The organism is Gilliamella sp. B3172 (genome assembly GCF_026536465.1).
In the GTDB taxonomy this organism is placed as follows: Bacteria; Pseudomonadota; Gammaproteobacteria; order Enterobacterales; family Orbaceae; genus Gilliamella.
The window spans coordinates 101,701-124,619 of sequence record NZ_JAFNOA010000001.1 but is presented as its reverse complement, the minus strand read 5'-3'; the positions used below and the strand labels follow the sequence as shown (position 1 = coordinate 124,619).

The 22,919-nt window shown below is 35.7% G+C and carries 18 protein-coding genes; 9 read left to right on the top strand and 9 right to left on the bottom strand.

What is annotated here, in order from left to right; genetic code table 11:
* The first annotated feature begins 157 nt into the window (after positions 1–157).
* Positions 158–1,690: a Re/Si-specific NAD(P)(+) transhydrogenase subunit alpha gene (locus tag J3U37_RS00545; protein ID WP_267372962.1), complete on the top strand. Its 1,533-nt coding sequence runs from the start codon at positions 158–160 to the stop codon at positions 1,688–1,690.
* A gap of 15 nt (positions 1,691–1,705) precedes the next feature.
* On the top strand, positions 1,706–3,094 hold the full coding sequence (gene pntB / locus J3U37_RS00540) for a Re/Si-specific NAD(P)(+) transhydrogenase subunit beta (protein ID WP_220218075.1): 1,389 nt from the start codon (positions 1,706–1,708) through the stop codon (positions 3,092–3,094).
* Positions 3,095–3,463: 369 nt separating this feature from the next.
* Here the strand turns inward: pntB and fabR are convergent, their stop codons facing one another.
* Together fabR and oxyR are read right to left on the bottom strand one after the other, a co-directional pair.
* Entirely contained in the window at positions 3,464–4,108 is a 645-nt protein-coding gene (gene fabR, locus J3U37_RS00535) for an HTH-type transcriptional repressor FabR (RefSeq protein WP_220218076.1), read from the bottom strand.
* 28 nt (positions 4,109–4,136) lie between these two features.
* Entirely contained in the window at positions 4,137–5,066 is a 930-nt protein-coding gene (oxyR, locus tag J3U37_RS00530; RefSeq protein ID WP_220218077.1) for a DNA-binding transcriptional regulator OxyR, read from the bottom strand.
* A 418-nt stretch (positions 5,067–5,484) separates the two neighbouring features.
* On the opposite strand from oxyR, the gene pcnB reads away from it, so the two are divergent.
* The 6 genes from pcnB to sppA all read left to right on the top strand — a co-directional run bounded on the left by pcnB (position 5,485) and on the right by sppA (position 14,099).
* The gene (gene pcnB / locus J3U37_RS00525; RefSeq protein ID WP_324170080.1) at positions 5,485–6,813 is read left to right on the top strand and encodes a polynucleotide adenylyltransferase PcnB; all 1,329 of its coding nucleotides are present in this window, start codon (positions 5,485–5,487) and stop codon (positions 6,811–6,813) included.
* A 75-nt stretch (positions 6,814–6,888) separates the two neighbouring features.
* Positions 6,889–9,237 carry an LPS assembly protein LptD gene (lptD, locus tag J3U37_RS00520; RefSeq protein ID WP_220218078.1) on the top strand — a complete coding sequence of 783 codons (2,349 nt, stop codon included), beginning with the start codon at positions 6,889–6,891 and terminating at the stop codon, positions 9,235–9,237.
* Positions 9,238–9,325: 88 nt separating this feature from the next.
* On the top strand, positions 9,326–10,639 hold the full coding sequence (surA, locus tag J3U37_RS00515; protein ID WP_220218079.1) for a peptidylprolyl isomerase SurA: 1,314 nt from the start codon (positions 9,326–9,328) through the stop codon (positions 10,637–10,639).
* Positions 10,632–11,429, top strand: a complete 798-nt coding sequence (gene rsmA / locus J3U37_RS00510) for a 16S rRNA (adenine(1518)-N(6)/adenine(1519)-N(6))-dimethyltransferase RsmA (protein ID WP_267372961.1) — start codon at positions 10,632–10,634, stop codon at positions 11,427–11,429. The genes surA and rsmA overlap by 8 nt, the downstream gene beginning before the upstream one ends.
* A gap of 4 nt (positions 11,430–11,433) precedes the next feature.
* Positions 11,434–12,252, top strand: a complete 819-nt coding sequence (gene apaH / locus J3U37_RS00505) for a bis(5'-nucleosyl)-tetraphosphatase (symmetrical) ApaH (RefSeq protein ID WP_220218081.1) — start codon at positions 11,434–11,436, stop codon at positions 12,250–12,252.
* 29 nt (positions 12,253–12,281) lie between these two features.
* Positions 12,282–14,099: a signal peptide peptidase SppA gene (sppA, locus tag J3U37_RS00500; RefSeq protein ID WP_220218082.1), complete on the top strand. Its 1,818-nt coding sequence runs from the start codon at positions 12,282–12,284 to the stop codon at positions 14,097–14,099.
* A 38-nt stretch (positions 14,100–14,137) separates the two neighbouring features.
* Here sppA and J3U37_RS00495 read toward each other — a convergent pair whose 3' ends face one another.
* The 5 genes from J3U37_RS00495 to moaC all read right to left on the bottom strand — a co-directional run bounded on the left by J3U37_RS00495 (position 14,138) and on the right by moaC (position 18,122).
* Positions 14,138–15,967 carry a sulfatase-like hydrolase/transferase gene (locus tag J3U37_RS00495; protein WP_267372960.1) on the bottom strand — a complete coding sequence of 610 codons (1,830 nt, stop codon included), beginning with the start codon at positions 15,965–15,967 and terminating at the stop codon, positions 14,138–14,140.
* A gap of 179 nt (positions 15,968–16,146) precedes the next feature.
* Positions 16,147–16,875, bottom strand: a complete 729-nt coding sequence (locus tag J3U37_RS00490) for a Bax inhibitor-1/YccA family protein (RefSeq protein ID WP_220218084.1) — start codon at positions 16,873–16,875, stop codon at positions 16,147–16,149.
* A 56-nt stretch (positions 16,876–16,931) separates the two neighbouring features.
* The gene (gene moaE, locus J3U37_RS00485; RefSeq protein WP_267372959.1) at positions 16,932–17,375 is read right to left on the bottom strand and encodes a molybdopterin synthase catalytic subunit MoaE; all 444 of its coding nucleotides are present in this window, start codon (positions 17,373–17,375) and stop codon (positions 16,932–16,934) included.
* A 4-nt stretch (positions 17,376–17,379) separates the two neighbouring features.
* Positions 17,380–17,625, bottom strand: a complete 246-nt coding sequence (gene moaD / locus J3U37_RS00480) for a molybdopterin synthase sulfur carrier subunit (RefSeq protein WP_220218086.1) — start codon at positions 17,623–17,625, stop codon at positions 17,380–17,382.
* Positions 17,626–17,642: 17 nt separating this feature from the next.
* Positions 17,643–18,122 (bottom strand): cyclic pyranopterin monophosphate synthase MoaC, encoded by a 480-nt coding sequence (gene moaC, locus J3U37_RS00475; protein ID WP_220218087.1) that lies wholly within the window; start codon positions 18,120–18,122, stop codon positions 17,643–17,645.
* Between the two features lie 244 nt (positions 18,123–18,366).
* Between moaC and priA the strand changes: the two genes are divergently transcribed.
* Positions 18,367–20,535, top strand: coding sequence for a primosomal protein N' (gene priA, locus J3U37_RS00470; RefSeq protein ID WP_267372958.1), 2,169 nt, complete (start codon positions 18,367–18,369; stop codon positions 20,533–20,535).
* Between the two features lie 43 nt (positions 20,536–20,578).
* On the opposite strand, the gene J3U37_RS00465 is transcribed toward priA, so the two are convergent.
* Together J3U37_RS00465 and J3U37_RS00460 are read right to left on the bottom strand one after the other, a co-directional pair.
* Positions 20,579–20,884 carry a ComEA family DNA-binding protein gene (locus J3U37_RS00465; protein WP_267372957.1) on the bottom strand — a complete coding sequence of 102 codons (306 nt, stop codon included), beginning with the start codon at positions 20,882–20,884 and terminating at the stop codon, positions 20,579–20,581.
* A 162-nt stretch (positions 20,885–21,046) separates the two neighbouring features.
* Complete coding sequence (locus J3U37_RS00460) at positions 21,047–22,900, bottom strand: SurA N-terminal domain-containing protein (protein WP_267372956.1); 1,854 nt, start codon at positions 22,898–22,900, stop codon at positions 21,047–21,049.
* Between the last annotated feature and the right edge of the window lie 19 nt (positions 22,901–22,919).

Below are 22,919 nucleotides of genomic sequence, written 5' to 3'. Positions count from 1 at the left end.
CTATTTTAAATTTAAATGATAAATGTGCAGCAAGTTATCATAAAAAATTATAATAAGATTTCGATAATAAAATATAAATTCCCTACTCGCACTGACGCTAATTTATGCTAAAATCGGAAAACATGAAAAAACTCACTTAACATAAGGATGTAACGCAATGCATATCGGTATACCTAAAGAACGGTTAGCCAATGAAGCAAGAGTTGCAGCAACACCACAAACTGTTGGACAACTGTTAAAACTTGGATTTACAGTTTCAGTAGAACAAGGTGCTGGACATGCTGCCAATTTTGAAGACCAAGCTTTCATTGATGCAGGAGCCACAATCGAAAACACCCAAGATATTTGGAAAAATGATTTAATCTTAAAATTTCATGCACCTAATGATGATGAAATCGCTCTGATGAAAGAGGGTTCAACCCTTATCAGCTACATCTATCCTGCGCAACACAAAGATCTGTTAGAAAAATTAGCTAATAAAGATATTAACGTTATGGCAATGGATTGTGTTCCACGTATTTCCCGTGCGCAGTCTCTTGATGCTTTAAGTTCAATGTCTAATATTGCTGGCTATCGTTCTGTTATTGAAGCAGCTAACCAATTTGGTCGATTCTTTACCGGTCAAGTTACCGCTGCCGGTAAAGTACCACCAGCAAAAGTATTAGTCATTGGTGCCGGCGTAGCTGGACTTGCTGCTATTGGGGCAGCTGTGAGTTTAGGCGCTATTGTTAGAGCTTTTGATACTCGACCTGAAGTTGCCGAACAAATTAATAGTATGGGCGCTGACTTCCTCGAGCTCGATTTTGAAGAAGAAGCAGGCTCTGGGGACGGTTATGCTAAACAGATGTCAGCTGCTTTTATTGAAGCTGAAATGGCACTATTTGCTGAGCAAGCAAAAGATGTTGATATCATCATCACAACGGCTTTAATTCCGGGCAAACCTGCGCCAAAATTAATTTCTAAAGAAATGGTCGAATCAATGAAACCAGGCAGTGTTATCGTTGATTTAGCGGCTTTAACTGGCGGTAACTGTGAATTAACAAAACCTGGTGAAGTGTTTGAAACAGATAATAATGTGAAAATTGTTGGTTATACTGATTTAGCTAATCGCATGCCAGCACAAGCATCTCAATTATACGGTACTAACATTGTTAATCTTCTAAAACTGTTAACCAAAGAAAAAGACGGCCATATCGATATTAATTTTGATGATGTTGTTCTTCGTGGTGTGACGGTCGTGAAAGATAAAGAGATCACCTGGCCAGCACCGCCAATTCAAGTATCTGCTCAACCACAACAAAAAGTGGCTGCACCTGTTGCTAAGCCTGAACCAAAACCAATGGATCCGCAAAAAAAATACGGCATTTTAGCCTTACTTATTTTTGCTTATTTTTGGCTGGCAGACTCAGTGCCTGAAAGCTTCTTAGGTCACTTTACTGTCTTTGCCCTGTCTTGCGTAGTTGGTTACTATGTTGTTTGGAATGTGACACACTCGTTACATACACCACTTATGTCAGTAACAAATGCGATATCGGGTATTATTTTAGTCGGCGCTATATTGCAAGTCGGTGATGATAATGGCCTAACGACAGCGATTGCCTTCGTTGCTATTTTAATTGCTAGCATCAATATTTTTGGTGGTTTCTTTGTTACCCAAAGAATGCTGAAAATGTTCCAACGTGGCAAGTAAAGGAGGAGATCACTAATGTCAGGAATTATTCAAGCAGCTTATGTTATTGCTGCATTACTATTTATTTTCAGTTTACGCGGTCTTTCTAATCAAGAGTCAGCCAAATCGGGGAATATCTACGGTATGATTGGTATGGCAATTGCGCTTATTGCAGCAGTTGCAAGTATCAAAGGTGGATTACACTGGATCATTATTGCAATGATTATTGGTGCGGCAATTGGCTTATATCTTGCCAAAAAAGTTGAAATGACACAAATGCCGGAACTTGTGGCGTTACTGCACAGTTTTGTCGGTATGGCTGCGGTACTAGTCGGTTTCAATAGTTTCTTGGATCTCAATACCCATTTTATTCCAAAAAATGAATTAACCGTACATCTTGTTGAAATATTTGTTGGTGTCTTTATCGGTGCGGTAACTTTTTCCGGCTCGATTGTTGCCTTCGGTAAATTAAACGGTCGCATTAGTTCAAAGGCATTATCTATTCCAAATAAACACTACTGGAATTTAGCCGCTATTGTTGCTTCTGTTATTTTAATGTTTATTTTTATCAAACAAGAAAATGGCGCAGGTGCGAGTTTTTGCTTAATTGCAATGACGGTGATCGCCTTTGTGTTTGGTTTCCATTTGGTTGCATCCATCGGCGGTGCTGATATGCCGGTTGTAATATCAATGCTTAACTCATATTCTGGTTGGGCTGCTGCTGCTGCCGGCTTTATGTTAGAAAATGATCTGTTAATTGTGACCGGTGCTTTAGTTGGTTCTTCCGGTGCGATCCTTTCATACATTATGTGTAAAGCAATGAATCGTTCATTTATCAGTGTTATCGCTGGTGGATTTGGTAGCGACGGTACTTCAGCAAGCGCTTCTGATGAAGAGCAAGGTGAATATCGTGAAATGCAACCAGCTGAAGTTGCTCAAACATTAAAAGAAGCACGTTCAGTAATTATCGTACCGGGTTATGGTATGGCTGTTGCTCAAGCACAAGGTGCGGTAAGCAATATTACTGAAAAACTTCGTGGTATGGGTATAGAAGTCCGTTTTGGTATTCACCCGGTTGCAGGGCGTTTACCTGGGCATATGAATGTATTATTAGCCGAAGCTAAAGTACCTTATGATATTGTATTAGAAATGGATGAAATCAATGATGACTTCCCTGATACAGATGTTGTTTGGGTAATTGGTGCAAATGATACCGTTAACCCAGCGGCAGAAGAAGATCCAAATAGCCCTATCGCTGGTATGCCTGTTCTTGAAGTTTGGAAAGCAAAAACAGTTATTATTTCTAAACGTTCAATGAATACGGGCTATGCCGGAGTACAAAATCCACTATTCTTTAAAGAAAATAGCTATATGTTATTTGGTGATGCTAAAGATAGTGTTGAAAAAGTTCTACAAAATCTTTAATAACATTATGTTATTAATAGCAAAAATTACTGCGGTTTATCCGCAGTAATTTAATAAAAAGATAATTGTCTCAAGGCAAATTGTGCTCAGTTTAAAAATTCGATATTAACTCTATTGCTTTGTGATATATCTCGTTTTTGCTTTTACTCGCATCAGCCTAACAAATAATGCCCTTTCCTTTCGATACTTGCTTTAAATTCTCTATTGCTTCTGTTTTACCAACTTGTATAAAACCAATGTGAATTACATCTGAAATAACAGGCTAAGATGATCACAACTTTCATAAAAATCGTTGTAAATAGTCTATCTTAATCAAGGTGATATAATGGGGTGATTGTAAATTAAGCTACCGATTTCAACTTATAATAATTATTCATTATCATTTTTGATTTTTTCTTTATGATAAAGATAAAACGCACCACGTGAAACCATACGAAGTTGGAATATCAGATCTTCAATCAGTTCTTGACGTTGTACGATGTCAAAATCAATTGCTTCCGCACCAGCATTAAATGCAATAGTTACCATTGCTTCGGCTTGAGCTTCATTATAATGATGTGGCATTTGATTAGCATTATCTAAATAATCAACAAGCTCGACAATAAAGTGCTGTATTTCACGTGCGATTGCCGATCTGAATGCGGAAGAAGTCCCGGCTTTTTCTCTAAGCAGTAATAAAAATACTTTAGGGTTTTTATCAATAAATTCAATAAATGTGGTTACTGAAGTTCGAAGAACACTTCCCCCTTTTTCAATACGCTTTCGAGCTTGGCGCAATAATTGACGAAGTGTTAAACCACTTTCGTCAACCATCGCTAAACCTAACTCATCCATATCACGAAAATGGCGATAAAAAGAAGTTGCGGCTATCCCCGCTTCTCGAGCAACTTCACGTAAACTTAAACTTGCAAAACCTTGCTCAGCATTGAGTTGGTTAAAGGCCGCATCAATCAACGATCGACGAGTCCTTTCTTTTTGCTGAGCTCGAACTCCACAGTTTTTTACATTTTTCATGCTGTTACTTTAACTTAAGTAGATTTAATTATTTGTTGGTTTGCTCTAATAATCGCTCTTTTTCGGCGAACACTTTTGGCATATGATCACGAATTGTTTTGGCGATAGTTTCATAACGCGCACGTAATGGAGACCCAGGTCGATAGATAAGCGCTATACTACGGGTTGGCACAGGATCGGTACAAGGAATGTAACAAATATTATCCCTAATACGTTCATTTGGTGCAGCAAGTTCAGGGAATAATGTAATACCTCTTCCTGCTGATATCATACTTCTTAAAGTTTCAAGACTGGTCGCTTTAAATTGCTTATCTTCATCAATGCCTACTTGGAAACAATATCCCATAGCATGTTCACGTAAACAGTGGCCGTCTTCTAACATTAAAAATTTCTGACCTTTTAGCGACGAAAGTTTAACTGTTTTTTGGTTAGCTAATTCACTATTAGCCGGAACAGCTAAAAACATCGGCTCATCAAATAAAGGAAGTTCGATAAATTGTGATGTTTCTTTTACTTGAGCAACAATTGCACAATCGAGCTTACCGCTTTCTAATTGCGCAACAATATTGGCTGTTTGCGCTTCATGTAAATAGAGTTCTAATTGTGGAAAAGACTCATGTAATACAGTAATTACGTGAGGTAACAAATAAGGGGCGATTGTGGGTATTAATCCAATATGCATCGGACCAGACATCTCTTCACCTTGACGACTGGCCATCTCTTTTAATATTTGAATATTACGTAAAATTTCTTTAGCTTGTTCAACAAGCATCATTCCAGTTTGTGTAAATAATACCTTGCGACTAGTACGTTCTAATAGCATCACGCCTAGTTCATCTTCTAGCTTTCTAATTTGACCACTTAATGTTGGTTGACTTACATTACAAGCATCAGCTGCTTTACGAAAGTGCCGAAATTCAGCTAACGAAACAAAATATTCCAAATCTCGAATATTCATAATGTCCCCAATAAGTTATCGTTAATGGTATATACTTAAGTAACTTATATCTAAGATTAAAGTAATAAATAACATCAAATATTTTTAAACTAAGTGAGTTTTAAAAAAATTATCAAATAAGAATACTTAGAGTATATGTGTTGTTAATTTTTAATTAGCTAGTTAAATTACAGATAAAATATATGCAATATCGATTCTGTTACCTTAAAGCCAATATGGTCAATTGTACTATATAAATTGCTATTGTTGATAATTATGTTCAAAAAATCAAATAGAATATTTAAGTGATCTAACAAAAACTGACCATTGCAACCACCGCTTAAACGGCGGTTAACAAGAAAAATGGAAAGTTAAAAGTAATTGCGATATAATCCCGCGCTAGATTGCAATTAAGACAATTAAAATTCTGAGGTGAACTATTTTTAAACAAGTTTCTCGATTTTGTCGTAGAATTTTTCGCAATGAACAACAATCAGACTATGTTTCCATATCCCGTAAAGAACACAATATCTCTCGTAAAGACATAAGTGAAAACGCGCTAAAAGTTCTTTATCGATTAAATAAACAAGGATATGAAGCTTATCTAGTCGGAGGTTGTATTCGAGATCTTTTATTGGGTAAAACCCCCAAAGATTTTGATATTGCAACAAACGCTACGCCAGAACAAATTCAAAAAACATTTCGTAATTGCCGATTAGTTGGTCGACGTTTTCGTCTTGCCCACATTATGTTCGGAAAAGAAATTATTGAAGTAGCGACTTTTCGTGGTGATCATGGTGCTCAAAACGAGCAAACGAATGTATCTAAACGTTCGCAATCTGGAATGTTATTAAGAGATAATGTTTACGGAACAATTGAGCAAGATGCTATCCGTCGTGATTTTACGATGAATGCGCTTTATTATAGTATTAAAGACTTCACTATACGTGATTATTGTGGCGGTTTAAACGATTTAAAAAATGGCATAATCCGCTTAATTGGTGACCCTCAAACTCGCTACCGTGAAGATCCGGTGCGAATGCTCAGAACGATTCGTTTTGCCGCTAAACTCAACATGAAAATTGATAAAGCGACACTTGAACCAATCGAATCACTGGCACCATTACTCAAAAATATTCCTTCAGCACGACTTTTTGATGAATCGCTAAAATTATTACAGTCTGGAAACGGTTTCAAAACCTATGGCTTATTAAAAGCGCATCATCTGTTTGAGCAGCTATTTCCGGTGATTGAGCGATTTTCAACTCATAATCAAAATAGTTATTTAAATAAAATCGTCGAACAGGTTTTAAAAAATACTGATTACCGTATAGCAAATAATCAAAGAGTGAATCCGGCCTTTTTATTTGCATCATTTTTCTGGTATCCAATTATCGAACAAGCGCAATTAACTTGCCTTGAAAGTGGCTTACAGTTTCATGATGCTTTTGCAATGGCAATCAATGATATTTTATCTGAACAGTGTCGTATCATTGCTATACCAAGACGTTTAACAACCATTATGGGTGATATTTGGCGTTTACAATTACGGATGAAAAGGCGAGAAGGTAAACGAGCTTTCACAATTTTAGAACACCCAAAATTCAGAGCAGCTTATGACTTACTGGAAATGCGAGCTTCCATTGAGAAAGGTGAACTGCTTGATCTGGCTAAATGGTGGGATGAATTTCAACATACATCGGTTGAAAAAAGAATAACAATGGTTAAACATTTAAACAAAACCAACAAGCGAAGAGTCAAACGTTAATTTTTCATTCGCACTTTTATAAATAACCGCTATAATATCGTAATTAAAATAATCATAAAGACATTTTAATCATTGATGAAAAAACTAGCGCCTTCACTTATTGCTATAGCGGTTACATTTTCTTTATATGCTTATAACCATCCCAGCTATGCAATAGGCTTACCTAAAAATGATACCACTAACCCTAAGTGTCTAATCAATATACCTCGATTTGAAGGGGCTTTAGCCAATGGCGACATCAATTCCCTACCCGTCAATGCCGAAGCCGATCGTTTTGAAGGAATTTATCCGGATATGGCAATTTATGAGGGTGATGTGTCTGTAATACAAGGCAATCGTACCGTTCTTGCCAATAAAGTTACCATTGATACTAAAGATAAAAATAATCGCATCGTCACCATACACGGCAATGTTACTTATCAAGATAATTTGATTAAAATGAAAGGTGAAGATGCATCAATGAATTTAAATAACAATGATGCCAATATCAAACCGAGTGAATATCATCTTGTCAATCGACTTGGACGTGGTAATGCCGATGAAGTAAAACTGGAGAAAAGCCGGTATATTATTTTAAAAAATGGCAGTTTCACCGCTTGCCCGGTAGATGATAGTAGTTGGAGTATAAGAGGAACAACAGTTATTCACGATAATCAAGAAGAGCTTTTAGAAGTTTGGAATGCAATATTTAAAGTGGGTAACATTCCAGTATTATACTCCCCTTACCTACAATTACCGACAGGTGATAAAAGGCGTTCAGGTTTGTTGATGCCAAATTTTGGGTATGACAGTGTTGATGGCGTGGATTTTTCTTTGCCGGTATATTGGAACATTGCACCAAATTACGATGCGACGATTACCCCAAGATTACTACAACATCGAGGATTACAGCTACAAACTGAATTTCGCTACTTAAACGAATTAGGCTTAGGTACGTTAGCATTTGATTGGTTACAAAATGATAACCGGTATCGTCATGATAGAAAAAAACATTTAAACGGTTACAATTATGACAATAACAGTAATCGATGGTTATTCTATTGGAAAAATGATGAGTTAATTAACTACAATTGGCGTTTTTACACAGATGTTACACGGGTAAGTGATAATAAATATTTAACCGACTTAAACTCTCGTTATGCTTCGCAAACGGCTGGATATTTAACACAATTTTATAAAGTTGGTTACAATGATGAAAATTGGGATATCGCCTTAGGTTATCGACACTTCCAATCATTTTATACTGGCGCCATGCTGTATCAAACTGAGCCTCAGTTAGATATCAATTACTATAATTATGATTTTGGACCATTTAAATTTAAAACTTTTTCTCAAATTTCGCATTTTATCAGTTCAGAAAAAGGCCTTCCAAAAGCTTGGCGGGTACATTTGGAACCAACCTTAAATTATACTTATACAAATTCCTGGACAACCTTATCGACGGAAGCCGGTTTTATGGCTACGCACTATAATCAGGATAATATCAAAAAATTCCATGAATTAGATAAAACGGTAAACCGATTTTTACCTAAATTTAGTATTGACGGTAAAGTGGTTTTCGAACGTGATACCCACATCAATGGCTACACTCAGACATTAGAACCTAGGGTGAAATATATTTACATCCCTTACCGGGATCAATCGAATATAGAAATCTATGATTCTACATTGCTACAATCAGATTATATAGGGCTATTTAGAGATCTACCTTATAGTGGTTTAGATCGCATTGCTTCAACGAATAAAATAGCCGCAGGTATTACAACTCGCCTATACGATAGCAATAAAGTCGAAAAATTCAATTTGTCAATCGGGCAAATTAACTATTTCTCTAAATCAAAATCAACAGCGAATAACTCCGAATTAGATAAAAATTCAGATACAGGTAGCATTACTTGGGCTGCTGATAATTTTTGGCGTATATCTGATGACATTATCTTCCGAAGTGGTATCCAATACGATACTCGGATTAATACCGTTTCTTTAGCTAATACCGCATTAGAATATCGCCCGACTGGCAACAAATTATTACAATTGTCCTATCGCTATGCTAATCATAAATATATTAACACCGTTGATTATCGACCATTAGACAAACGCTATAAACAAGATATTTCACAAGCGGGAATTACTGTTGCTTGGCCTATTTCTGATACGCTTAGTGCAGTAGGTACCTATTATCACGACGTCAAATTAGGGCAAATGGCTGATAGTTCAGTTGGCTTGCATTACAGTGATTGTTGTTGGGGTGTGTCAGTGCAATATGGTAGAAAATTAACCGATTGGAATACTATTTCAAATGAAAGTAAATTTAAAAATAAACTTTCAATCAATTTTGAATTACGGGGCTTAGGATCGAATCGTGATGCCCAAGCAAAAATGCTCAATTTTGGTAAATTACCATATAACACCATTTTTGAATAAAATATAATAATAATAACTTACTATTACATTTAATGTACATTTAATACAGCCAGTTTGATGCTGTAATAACACAATGAGTTGATCAAATATGAAATTATTAAAACTTTTTATTGCTTTAAACTTAAGTGTAAGTATAGGACTTATTACACCTTTATCAGCGACTGCGGCGCCTAGAGTTGTCGAACAAGTTGCGGCAGTTGTTAATAATAACGTTATTTTAGAAAGTGACGTTAATGACATGCTCAAAACGATTAAAGCAAGCACCGATCCCAGTAATCTACCTAATGATAAAGTGCTTAGACAACAAATTATCGATCGATTAATTACTGAAAATTTAATCTTGCAAAAAGCAGCAAAAGCCAAAATCACAATTAGTGATGAAGATGTAACTAATGCTATTGGTAGAATCGCTGCCGAAAATGGTATGACCATTGATGAGCTAAGAAGTAGACTATCAACAATGGGGATAAGTTATGCTAACTACCGTGAACGTATTCATAAAGATATGTTGATTGAACAAGCTCGCATGAATGAAGTGAGACCAAGAATCAAAGTATCTGAAAAAGAAGTTGAAAATTTAACTAAGACAATTGCAAAACAACCAACCAATAATATTGATGTCAAAATCAGCCATATTTTGATTTCAATCCCGGAAAAAGCAACTAAACAACAAGTTGATAATGCAACTAGCAAAGCCAGAGATATTATTAACCGTGCGAAAAAAGGGGAAAATTTTGCTAAACTTGCAACTTCTTTTTCAAATGATGATCTCGCTTTAAAAGGTGGCTCCATGGGCTGGAATAAACTGAGTGAGTTACCAACTATTTTTGAAGAGCGACTTTTGCGTGCACCTAAAGGAAGTGTTATTGGACCAATTCGTTCAGGTGTTGGCTTACATATCATAAAAGTTGATGATTCCCGAACTGAAGCACCGAAAAAAATTACACTTCAAGAAGTTAATGCTCGCCACATTCTAATCAAAACAAATGTATTAGTGACTGACCAAGTTGCAAAACAAAAATTAACTGATATTCGAAAAGCGATTACCAGCAAAGCCACAACATTTGCAGCCGCTGCTAAAGCAAACTCAGACGATCCCGGTTCAAAAGATAAAGGTGGAGAATTAGGTTGGAGCAGACCCGAAATGTACGATCCAGGATTTAGAAATGGCTTAATGCAACTGAAAAAAGGTGAAATCAGCCAACCAGTGAAATCGTCTTATGGCTGGCATTTAATTCAGCTAATCGATTCAAGACAAACTGACGGCACGGAATTAGTTCAAAAAGATCAAGCATACCGACTTATTTTTAATCGTAAATTTGCTGAAGAAGCGCAAGTGTGGATCCAAGAAATAAAAGGCGATGCATATATTAAAATTACAGGTGAAAACAAAAATGAATAACCGTGTTCACCAAGGACATTTTGCCCGTAAACGTTTCGGGCAAAATTTTTTACATGATGATTACATTATCGAAAGTATTGTTGCAGCAATACAGCCTAAACCAGACCAAGCGCTTGTTGAGATAGGACCCGGCCTTGCAGCCTTAACCATTCCGGTAAGTAAACATGTTGATCATCTTACCGTCGTTGAAATTGACCGTGATTTAGCGAGTCGATTAATTGAAAACCCATTTTTGAAAGATAAAGTCACTGTCATTGAACAAGATGCTTTAACATTTGATTTCAATCAACTTTCTGAGCAATTGGGAAAACCGTTACGGGTTTTTGGTAATTTACCTTATAACATATCAACCCCGTTAATGTTTCATCTGTTTGAATTTGCCAATACCATTACAGATATGCATTTTATGTTACAAAAAGAAGTTGTCACTCGATTAGTGGCCGCTCCGAATAGTAAAGATTACGGCAGGCTTAGTGTCATGGCTCAATACTATTGTCAGATTATTCCTGTGCTTGAAGTGCCACCGACATCATTTAAACCAGCTCCTAAAGTAGATTCAGCTGTTGTTAAACTTATACCATACCAACAAAAGCCTTATCCTGTTAATGATGTAAAAATACTTTCACGTGTTACCACAGAAGCATTTAATCAACGCCGTAAAACGATTCGAAACAGCTTAAGCAATATGTTTACTGCTGAACAATTAGCTCAATTAAATATCGATCCTAATTTACGTGCTGAAAACTTAACAGTCGAGCAGTACTGCCAACTGGCAAACGCATGGAAATAGTGTTATGGCAAACCTACTTATCGGAGATATTCATGGTTGCTATGACGAGTTTATGCGCTTACTTGAAAAAGCTAAATTCTCATCATCTGATACATTGTGGCTTACTGGCGATCTTGTCGCCAGGGGCCCAAAATCATTACAAGTGCTTAGATTTGTAAAAGAAAATATCAACCAAATCAGATTGGTATTAGGCAATCACGACCTTCATTTGCTCTCGATTTATGCCCGTGTTACGCCGCCCAAAAAGAAAGATAATCTTGAAGAAATTATTCAAGCACCGGATTATGATGAATTGATGAATTGGCTGCGTAAGCAACCTCTTGTTCAAATAGATGATGAATTAAAATTGATTATGACCCATGCGGGGATCTCCCCACAATGGGACTTGCCAACCCTAAAAAAATGTGCGCATGACTTACATGTGATGCTGGCCAGTGATTCTTACCCGCTCTTTCTTGATAAAATGTATGGTAATTTCCCTGATGAATGGTCACCCCAATTACAAGGTTTAGACCGTTTACGTTATATCGCCAATGCATTAACTCGTATGCGTTTTTGCTATGAAGACGGCAGGCTGGATTTTTATTATAAAAAACCACCCGATCAAGTCCCTACAAAACTTAAACCTTGGTTTTTACTACCAAGTAAGATCCCGGCAGAATATAGTGTTGCTTTTGGTCATTGGGCAGCGTTAAATGGAAAAGGTACCCCGGAAAATATTTATGCCCTTGATACAGGATGTTGCTGGGGAGGAAAGTTGACATGCTTAAGATTTGAAGACAAAAAATATTTTAAAAAACGAAATAATGCGGCTAAAAATTAGAAAATCAAAACTTATAAGGACTATTTATTATGTCTGTACTTAACGTTATAAAATCAATTTGGAAAATCATTAATCTGATAAGAGAAATATTTCTCAATCTAATATTCTTAATCATTATTATTTTAATTTTCAGCGTCATTGCATTAATTAAAGAAGCACAAACTGAAGAGATTACTCCGCAACAAGGCGCTTTACTTGTCGATCTTGAAGGGGTAATTGTTGATAATACATTCTATAGCGATGAAATTTACGCCTTACAAAACAAAATTTATGGCAAAAAGGTGAATACGTCTCGCGAAAATAGTTTATTTGAATTAACCGAAAAAATAGCACAAGCAACAACTGACCCCAACATTGACAGTATAATTCTTAAACTGGATAATTTTGTGGGGACTGACATGAGTTCGCTTCAATATATTGGAAAATATTTATCCAAATTTAAAGCAGCTAACAAACCTATCTACGCTATTGGTTCTAACTTTAATCAGAGTCAATATTATTTAGCAAGTTATGCTGACAAAATCTATTTAACCCCTCTAGGGGCGGTGAATGTATATGGTTTATCCGCTAACAATTTATACTATAAAACGTTACTGGATAATTTAAAGGTTAACACTCATGTTTTCCGTGTTGGTACCTATAAATCAGCAATAGAACCATTTATTCGTAATGATATGTCGGATGAAGCAAAAAGCAATACCAGCCGTTGGCTTAATTTAATGTGGGATAACTACCTAGCTGATATCTCAACATTAAGAAAAAAAGCGGCTTCACAATTAGTGCCTGAGCCTGATGTTATGTTGTCGCAAATAAAAGCAGCTGGTGGCAGTATGACTAATTATGCTTTATCTAATGGCTTAATCGATAACATTGCAAGTTATTACGAGTTTGAGGGTGAAGTCGATAGCCAAGACACAGTAAGCATTTATGATTATAAACTTAAAAACAATCAACAACAGACAGCTAAAAAACCACGAATAGCCGTTGTATTTGTTAATGGTACGATTACTGATAGTGGCAATAGTAGTGGTGTTGCAGGTAGTCAAGATATTGTTGAACAACTCAGATATATTCGTCAAGATTTGAATAAAAACAACATACAAGCTGTCATTTTACGAGTAAATAGTCCGGGCGGTAGTGTCGATGCGTCAGAAGCGATTCGTAGTGAACTCGAAGCATTACAGGATTATGAAATTCCTATCGTTGTTTCAATGGGTGGCATGGCTGCTTCCGGAGGGTATTGGATTTCTACAGCGTCGAATTACATTGTCGCAAGCCCAAATACGATTACCGGCTCTATTGGTATTTTTGGTATTATCCCAACATTTGAAAACTCGTTATCACATATTGGTGTTTACAGCGACGGGGTATCAACATCACCTTTAGCTAACCAAAATATGGCTCAAAATCTTCCTGATGAATTAAATCAACTTATGCAACTCAATATCGATAATGGCTATAACTCATTTATTTCTTTGGTTGCTAAAGCACGAAATATGACAACCGAACAAGTCGATAAAATTGCTCAAGGACAAGTTTGGTTAGGTGTTGAAGCCAGCAAAAATGGACTAGTTGATAAATTAGGTGATTTTGATGATGCCGTTGAAATGGCAGCAACATTGGCGAATTTAACCGATTATGAAATAGATTGGCAAAAACCGGAAGGGAGCTGGTTTAGTGATTTCTATACAGGCTTAATAGCAATGTTACCTAAATCGACAGCAGAAGTAGTATTTGAACAATTGCCACAAGCTAAACAGCTACGAGAACAAATTTCTTTATGGGATAAGTTCCACGATACTCAAAACCGTTATATTTATTGTTTAAATTGTGCTGATGTGCGCTAATTGTTGTTTGAATATATCCACCCTATTGGGTGGATATATTAGTCACGCTTTTCGGAAGATCGGAAAAAATAACGCATACTCTTCATCGCTTCTTGAATATAATGATAATTAGGTGTTTGATCCACCTCATTATTATGCACATCCATATAATGGCTTACACCAATGCGGTTGACAAAATAGATATTATCGGGCGTTCGAACGGCATAAGAGCTATAGTTTGACATCAATAGCCAATTACGATTGAGTATAGGGCTAAACAGATCATATCCAGTTGAGTAATCACTGATATCATTTTTTACATGCAGATAATGCTTCATTAATGTTGGCACCACATCTTCATGACTCGTCAGTTTATTGGCGTTATTTTTAAGATTTTCCAGTTCATTAGCACCTATAATAATGAACGGCACCTTTGTTTGAGCATCGGTATAGTTACCGTTATGCCCCCAAAAACCCAGTTTATTATCATTCATTTCCTGCGAATGGTCACCGGTGATGATTATAAGTGTATCATCTAAAGTTCCCGACTTTTCTAATTCTTCATAGATGTTTTGCAATAAGAAATCAACATAATATACACTTTGTTTATAACGATTAAAAATAGGTAAAGGATCGGTCTCATTATTTAGCGTCATATAATTTAGATCGCCTATTGGTTTAAATTTAACCGGGAAGTCATCCGGAAAATCATAAGCATGTGGCGCATCATAAAATAAGAATGAAAAGCTTGGTTTAGATGCATCACGATTTTTATACCAAGCCAACCAATCATCGGTAATTTGTTGGTCACGACTTGCTGCTGTTCCATCTTTACTACTAATTCTTAAGTTTTTAATTGTGACAAAAGCCGTTCTATCAAATTCCGGCGCAGTAATTTTAGCTGAGGTAAAAATGCCAATATTATAATTTTCTTTTTGCAATGTTGTGACAAATAATGACGGTATACTATTACGTAAAAATGCATCCCAATAAGTACCAGCTATACCATAAAATAAGCCAAAAATACCGGTACGTGTCGCATTACCCGTTGAGTAATGATTATCAAAAATAACAGCGTTATGTTTTAACGCAAAACGATAACTATTTGGAGAAATAGTTTCATTGAACGTATCATACCGCCAAGAATCAAGCACAATAAACACAATGTTCTTCAATTTTTGATTTTCAGGATTGATAACCAGCGCCTTTTTGGGATAGCTGATGCTATCATGTTTGTTATCTATTTCGAAAATAACTTTACGCTGGCCTTGCTTATCAAAAAAGCCCATTATTTTTTTGGAAGTAAATGGACGATACAACGGAATATACTCTTTTACCACCATAATTGGAGAATAAGCATAATAAAAAGCTACCATATGAACAAGATGGCTAATAATTAATGAACTCGATAGGAAAAGAGTAAAAAACAAAACGGCTTTCGATCGCCTTTTTTGGCGTGTTGTTTTTTTATCAAGCAAGTAAAGAAGAAAGTATTCAAGACTAAAAGAGACAATGATCAAGCTAAACATCAGCAAGTAAGTAACTAATGAAAAATCGACAACCTGACCAGAAAACACCATAGATAATACCGACTCATTGACATGAAATCGGTATTGCTCAAAGACAATAGTATCAATGTATAACCCTATCTGAAACAGACCAAACAATATAGCAAGTAGGATATTTGCAAAAAATTTCTTTAACTTAACTAAAGGCAGGCAAATAATGAAAAGTAACAGGTAGGCTAAGAAAAAATGACCAAATACGGCAAATATTGAAAAAACGCTACTTATTACGGAAAGTGATGCTCCCGGCACTAAAAAAAACCGAACGGAAATCAGCGATGAAATAAATACATTTATTAAAACAAAACAATAGAGTTTTTTCATTATTATTCTCTAATAGAGAGAGCGGCAATGGATATATCATAAAATGATATAATATTTTATATTGAAACATAGTGCTTTTCTGAAACTTTTTAACAAAATAACACTATATTGTGATGATGCTTAAATAATTAATAAAAAGGGCTCATAAAAAGAGCCCTTCAAGTCATTTATAAATCAATTTATCGTCTATCAGCAAAGATTCTTAATAGCAAAATAAATAAATTGATAAAATCAAGATATAGCGATAACGCACCTAAAATAACATAGCGTCTAAATACATTTGCATCATCCTGTGATAGATGTTCGCCAAACTCTTTTAACTTTTGGGTGTCATATGCAGTTAAACCAGCAAAAATAAATACGCCAATATAGGTAATTGCCCACATTAATGCCTGGTTACCCATAAAGAAATTAACAATCGAGGCAATAATAATTCCAATTAACCCCATATATAAAAAACTACCCCAACTCGTTAAGTCACGTTTAGTGGTATAACCGTAAAAAGCTAAAGCAGCAAACATTCCTGCTGTAATAAAAAATACACTTGCAATAGAAGAGTGTGTATAACAAATAAAAATCGAACTTAATGTTATACCATTTAATACTGAATATAGCATAAATAGGGTCGTGGCGGTTTTTCCTGAAAAACGATCAATCATAGGTGATAAGCAAAATACTATGGCCAATTCTGCAACTATTAACGCTATAGATAAAAATGAAAGAGAGACTTGCCCTCGGCTATTAATATCAAATAGTAGATTTAATAAAGATGAATTGGCTGTATACCAACTAACTAAACCAGTTAATAATATACCTACTGCCATCCAACCATATACATGACTCAAATATGTTTGTATTTTGCTATTTGATTTTTCAATAATTGAGCCATTTGGCGTAAAACTTGTCATTTTTACCTCTCATCAAAAAATTAGACAATTCGTAACTATTATATAGTAAATAGTTATTAATACCATTTTTTCAACAATTCTGTATCAGATTTTTTAACTTCAACCCATTTTTCACCATTAATCGTTCGCTCTTTCTTCCAAAAAGGCGCTTGATTTTTTAATATATCCATGATGAATTGAGCCGCGGCAAAGGCATCTGAACGATGCGAACAACTCACACCAACAAATACAATTTTTTCATTAGTTTTGATATCGCCAACCCGATGAATAACGGCAACCTTGCCAAGTTGCCATTTACTGCGTGCTTGAGCAATAATATTGGTTAATACCTTTTCGGTCATACCAGCGTAGTGCTCTAAATAAAGCCCAATTGTCGGTTGTTCTAAACAACGAACTTTACCCATAAATGTCACTACAGCACCGTCTTCGGAGCGCTCACTAAGCCAATCGATATATCTTTCGACATCAATAGAATCTTGACTAACTTCAATAATGTTCATCAAGTTAACCTCCTGTCACGGGTGGAAAAAATGCCACCTCATCACCCGGTTGAATAAGATAATTAAAATCAACCAGTGATTGGTTAACCGCACAAAGCACTACTTTTTCTTTTAATGCTAAAGACCATTTATCACCCCGTTTGCTTAGTTGTTCAAGAAGATCTGCAACCGTTAGTTGTTGAGCATCTAAAAGAAGGGAATCAGTATCAATTAACTCTCTAATTTGAGCAAAAAACATAATTTTATTCATTTTGTCACAACTATTATTTATTTAGCAGAATAATCACCCGATTTACCACCGACTTTGGTCAGCAATCTTACTTGTGTAATAACCATATCTTTTTGAACCGCTTTACACATATCATATATTGTTAATGCCGCTACCGATGCGGCAACTAAGGCTTCCATTTCAACACCGGTTTGCCCATTTAACCGACATAGGGACTTAACCCTTACACAATGGTTATCAATGTCTGCTGTGATATCCACCTCTATTTTACTCAAAAGTAGTGGATGACATAGGGGAATAAGTTCCGAAGTTTTTTTTGCGGCTTGAATGCCGGCAATTCTCGCTGTTGCAAACACATCACCCTTATGATGTTTACCTTCAAGAATCATGTTAAGTGTTTGAGCATTCATTAATACCAATGATTCAGCACTTGCTTCACGAGTGGTAATTTGTTTATCTGAAACATCTACCATGTGCGCATCACCATGTTGATTAATATGCGTGAATGAATCTGACATCTTAAGTTCCTATGAAAAATGATAATTTATTTTCAATATTCAAGATAACAAATTTTGCATTGGGATACTACCGCCAGTCAATAAAGTTATGCAATGTAATTAACCTTGAAGATTGAGTTTAACAAAACCAATTTTCAAAGCTCAATCTATCTAAAAATACCACAATAATTAGGTAAGATTTTGCGAGTTAGTAAAAAACTGCGTACAATAGAGATAATATGTTAACTGCAATTGTGACCGTTTAATGCTTATTGCTCATATCGCTTTACCTGTTCCACTTTATCAACTTTATGATTACCGTTTAACACAACCTGCCGAAGTAGGCATGCGGGTAAAGGTGCCTTTTGGTAAACGTGATGCTATAGGCGTTATTGTTAGTATTGATCAACAAACCGATGTCCCAATTGAATGCCTAAAAGATATTAGTGAAATCATTGATAATGAGCCACTATTTACACCAGCTGTTTGGCAGCTGCTTAAGTGGGCTGTAAGTTATTATCATTTTCCAATTGGTGAAGTCATATTTCACGCTATGCCTGTATTACTTAGACAAGGAAAACAAGCAAGCAAAACAGAGATCAAACAGTGGCAATTAACCGAACTTGGTAAGAATTGTGATTTGAAATCATTGTCTCGATCATATAAACAACAATTACTGTTAACTTCTTTGAAAAACAATACGTTTTCTGAAAATGATTTCAGCGCCAATATTTTTCATCAATTAGAAAAGAAACAATTAATAAAACAAGTCAGTGTCACTCCTGATACAGTTGAATGGCAAAGTCATTTTTCAACCAATCCAACATCAATTAGACTAAACGAAGAACAAACCAAAGCCATAGCTTCGGTTAATCAACAAAATCAACAGTTTAACGTATTTCTACTAGAAGGTATAACCGGTTCAGGTAAAACCGAAGTCTATTTAAATATCCTTTCCGATATATTATCTGCTGGCAAACAAGCATTGATACTTGTGCCGGAAATAGGTTTAACACCCCAAACAATCAAACGTTTTAAACAGCGTTTCAATGCGCCAATAGATATTTTGCATTCCGGGCTAACCGATAAACAACGGTTTGAAGTCTGGCTTAGAAGCCGGTCTGGAGAAAACGCCATTGTTGTCGGCACTCGTTCTGCACTTTTCACTCCTTTTAAACATTTAGGCATGATTATTATTGATGAAGAGCATGATAATTCTTATAAGCAACAAGAAGGCTGGCGTTACCATGCCCGTGATCTTGCGATTATCCGGGCAAAAATTGAAAATATTCCCATTATATTAGGTTCAGCAACGCCATCACTTGAAACGTTAAATAATGCACAAAATCAAAAATATCAGTTATTACAGCTAACCCAAAGAGCTGGTGATGCTTCGCTTGCTCAACAATCTATTTTAGATATTCGTGGGTTAGTGCTTTGTGCTGGTCTATCTCAACCACTCATTGATCAGATAAAAAAACATCTATCAAACAACAATCAGGTCATGCTATTTTTAAATCGACGTGGTTTTTCACCGTCTATCATTTGTCATGATTGTGGATGGATTGCCGAATGCCCTCGCTGTGATATGCCTTATACTTATCACCAAAAACAGCATAAACTGATATGTCACTATTGTGATACACCAAGAGCCCTGCCTCATCAATGCCCAAAATGTGGGTCGACACATTTGATTCCAATTGGGTTTGGTACCGAACAACTTGAAAAGCAACTTGAAATTCTGTTTCCTAATATCAAAATTAGCCGTATTGACCGTGACACTGTGAGTAAAAAAGGCGCATTGGATAATTACTTAAAAGAAATACAACAAGGCGGCGCTCATATTCTAGTTGGCACACAAATTTTAGCGAAAGGTCACCATTTTCCCGATGTCACATTAGTCGGTATTGTCGATGTTGACGGTGCATTATTTTCCAGTGATTTTAGAGCGACAGAGCGGTTTGCTCAGATTTATACACAAGTATCAGGTAGAGCGGGTCGGGAAGCGAAAACCGGCGAGGTGATTTTACAAACTTATCATCCCGATCATCCTTTGCTTAATGTCTTACTGTCGAAAGGCTACCAAGAATTTGCTAAATTCACACTTCAAGAGCGCAGGCAGACACATTTACCACCATTCAGTTATCAAGTTATGATAAGGGCTGCAGATCGCAATAATCACCATGCGCCAAATTTTTTACAACAAATCCATGATTGGTTAAAAAGTTTAGATAATCATCGCTTATGGCAACTAGGCCCAATGCCATCAAATCACCCCAAAAAAGCGGGGTATTATCGCTGGCAACTACTTTTACAACATACGCATCGCCAGCAATTACAACAAATTTTAGACCAATTAATCATATCTATCGACAAGTGGGGTGAGACATCTAAAGTCCGATGGAGCATAGATGTTGATCCTATAGATAATTAGTTGCAGGTAATATCCACCAATATTTATTGGCGGATAACACTTACTATAAAGTTATTTTTCCTGCATTTTTATCTAATATTGCTTGCCCGATGCCAGAAACTTCCTTCAATTGTTCAATTGATACAAAAGGTCCAAATTTTTCCCGATATTCGACAATTTTTTGCGCTTTATTTGCGCCAATTCCATTTAATGCTTTTGTTAACTCTTCTGCTGTTGCAGTGTTAATATTGACTTGATCTAGCTGCTTTTGTTGTTGCTGGGCAGTAGCGGGAGGAGCAGATTGAGCATAACTAAAACCGGAAAAGGTAAAGCTTAATAATAAAAGACTTAAAATTGATAATAATTTCATATATTTAACCTCAAAAGTTGTTTAAAATAAATAGGCAAGTAAGTTTGCGCTATCACTATCTCACTTCATCAGTTAAAAATGTTTTATGACTTACAGAAATGCGAAAAGCCACCTAAGTGGCTTTTCATTTTTACTTAAATTACAGTGATTTTTCGAAATACATCACAAATTAGAATCTGGCATGATTTCAATTTTAGCCTTGGAACGAATATCAGCTGTAAGATAATAATAAGTATTGTTAATAAATAACGGTGTTAATTCCGATGAAATATCTTGGCGCTCCGGCGTATCAACTTTGATTAGCGAGACAATATAAGCTTGATTTTTTTTGAAAATTTCAGCGCCAAATTCATTTTTATTTTTCTGTGGCGGCTCTAATGAGAAAATCATATCAATGACAGCCGGCTCAAAATCGGTTGAATTTCGTGTTACAGTATAGCGTTGGCCAAATGAGACCTTATCTGAACGACCAGATTTTCTTAAATCATCTAATACATTATCCACTGTTGATTTAAAGCGATTATCTACAATTTCATTAACCATTTTTTGATGAATATCATCTTTGACTTCTTCAAATGGCGCTATACCTTCCGGACGATAATCAGTCACTTGAACAACAAATTCATACGTACCATAATTTCGTTCAACCGGAATTAACTCAGATATGTTATTTGTTGCATGATCATCAACAATCATTTCATTACTAAAAACAACATCCCTAACTTCAGGATGAGAAAGAATTGTGGACGGTTGATTATAGTAAGTCCAATCAGTTGTAAATACCTCAAGACCTGTCTCCTGTGCTATCTCTTCGATAGATTTAGGAGAATGACTTAAAGCTGCTTTGATTTTATCTTCGATAGCCTCAAAATCTTGTTGTACTTTCTGATTTATAAGTTTTTCATATATCTTAACTTTAGCGAAGTCAAAATCCATCACTTCTGATTTCTTCATACCATCAAGTTTGATAAAAACATAACCGCCGTCAGCTGCAATTGGCGCAGAAACTTGACCAATTTGTGTTAAATGAGCTTCTTTAAACACTTCTGGTAGTGAATCATCTTCAACAAGCCAACCAATAGAACCATTTTTACCATATGGCGAAACTTTATTATCTTGATTCATCTTTTTGGCAATCGTATCAAAATCGACAGAAGAAGCAAGATCACTCGCTATTTTATCTGCCTGTTCCTTATCGTTAACGTAAATTACACTATAGGCATTTTTAGCAGGATATGTATAGGTTTTGATCTCTTTTTCATATTCTTGTTTAACTTCATCATCACTCACTTTAACACTTTTTCTAACTGCCTCTAAAGTATTACGAATGAACTTAAGTTTTACGCGTTCTTTTTTGAAAAATTCTTTTGAGTGTTCATCATAATATTTTTGCTCATCTTCTGATGTTATGTTTATATCATCAACATTATCTATAGATGAATCAACTAATGTTGCGTAAACCGTACGAGTTTGATTTTTAAGTGAGGATATATCAGAATCAACAGGCAATACAAAACTGGTTTTAACTAACGCCTCGATAACTTGCTCTTGCTGTAATGCCGATCTCAAGACTTCTGCATAACTTTCCGGTGTGAATTTATTTTCAGCAAGTAAAGCTAAATATTTTTCTTTATCAAATTTACCGTTAGTAAAAAATACTTTTTGTTGCTGGATATATTTTTTAATATGTGAATTGCTAACAGCTGATTTAATTTTTTGCGAAAACTGATAAGCTAAGTAATTATCAATCTGTTTTGTTAGGACATTACGACGTACTGTTTTAATAAACGAACTATCGCCTAAAGAATTCGCTGTTGCCATTTTTGCTTCTGCTTCAAATTGTTCTCGGCTAATACCTTCACCATCAACTTTGGCAATGTATAGTTGCGCATCACTCGCACTATTACTACCAAAGCCTAAAAAACCAACGCCTGTAAAAATGAAGCTTACCATAATTATTGCAAAAATAATTTTAACAACAATATTGTTTGCAGCTGTTCGGATTGTCTCCATCATTGTTTAAGATTCTCCATAT

Excerpts from the sequence above, each read along its gene's own strand:
- surA (WP_220218079.1), top strand. The coding sequence starts at position 9,326 with ATGAAATTATTAAAACTTTTTATTGCTTTAAACTTAAGTGTAAGTATA.
- J3U37_RS00545 (WP_267372962.1), top strand. The coding sequence starts at position 158 with ATGCATATCGGTATACCTAAAGAACGGTTAGCCAATGAAGCAAGAGTT.
- rsmA (WP_267372961.1), top strand. The coding sequence starts at position 10,632 with ATGAATAACCGTGTTCACCAAGGACATTTTGCCCGTAAACGTTTCGGG.
- moaE (WP_267372959.1), bottom strand. The coding sequence starts at position 17,375 with ATGAACATTATTGAAGTTAGTCAAGATTCTATTGATGTCGAAAGATAT.
- J3U37_RS00495 (WP_267372960.1), bottom strand. The coding sequence starts at position 15,967 with ATGAAAAAACTCTATTGTTTTGTTTTAATAAATGTATTTATTTCATCG.
- J3U37_RS00490 (WP_220218084.1), bottom strand. The coding sequence starts at position 16,875 with ATGACAAGTTTTACGCCAAATGGCTCAATTATTGAAAAATCAAATAGC.
- apaH (WP_220218081.1), top strand. The coding sequence starts at position 11,434 with ATGGCAAACCTACTTATCGGAGATATTCATGGTTGCTATGACGAGTTT.
- J3U37_RS00465 (WP_267372957.1), bottom strand. The coding sequence starts at position 20,884 with ATGAAATTATTATCAATTTTAAGTCTTTTATTATTAAGCTTTACCTTT.
- moaC (WP_220218087.1), bottom strand. The coding sequence starts at position 18,122 with ATGTCAGATTCATTCACGCATATTAATCAACATGGTGATGCGCACATG.
- oxyR (WP_220218077.1), bottom strand. The coding sequence starts at position 5,066 with ATGAATATTCGAGATTTGGAATATTTTGTTTCGTTAGCTGAATTTCGG.
- moaD (WP_220218086.1), bottom strand. The coding sequence starts at position 17,625 with ATGAATAAAATTATGTTTTTTGCTCAAATTAGAGAGTTAATTGATACT.
- pntB (WP_220218075.1), top strand. The coding sequence starts at position 1,706 with ATGTCAGGAATTATTCAAGCAGCTTATGTTATTGCTGCATTACTATTT.
- lptD (WP_220218078.1), top strand. The coding sequence starts at position 6,889 with ATGAAAAAACTAGCGCCTTCACTTATTGCTATAGCGGTTACATTTTCT.
- priA (WP_267372958.1), top strand. The coding sequence starts at position 18,367 with ATGCTTATTGCTCATATCGCTTTACCTGTTCCACTTTATCAACTTTAT.
- fabR (WP_220218076.1), bottom strand. The coding sequence starts at position 4,108 with ATGAAAAATGTAAAAAACTGTGGAGTTCGAGCTCAGCAAAAAGAAAGG.
- J3U37_RS00460 (WP_267372956.1), bottom strand. The coding sequence starts at position 22,900 with ATGATGGAGACAATCCGAACAGCTGCAAACAATATTGTTGTTAAAATT.
- sppA (WP_220218082.1), top strand. The coding sequence starts at position 12,282 with ATGTCTGTACTTAACGTTATAAAATCAATTTGGAAAATCATTAATCTG.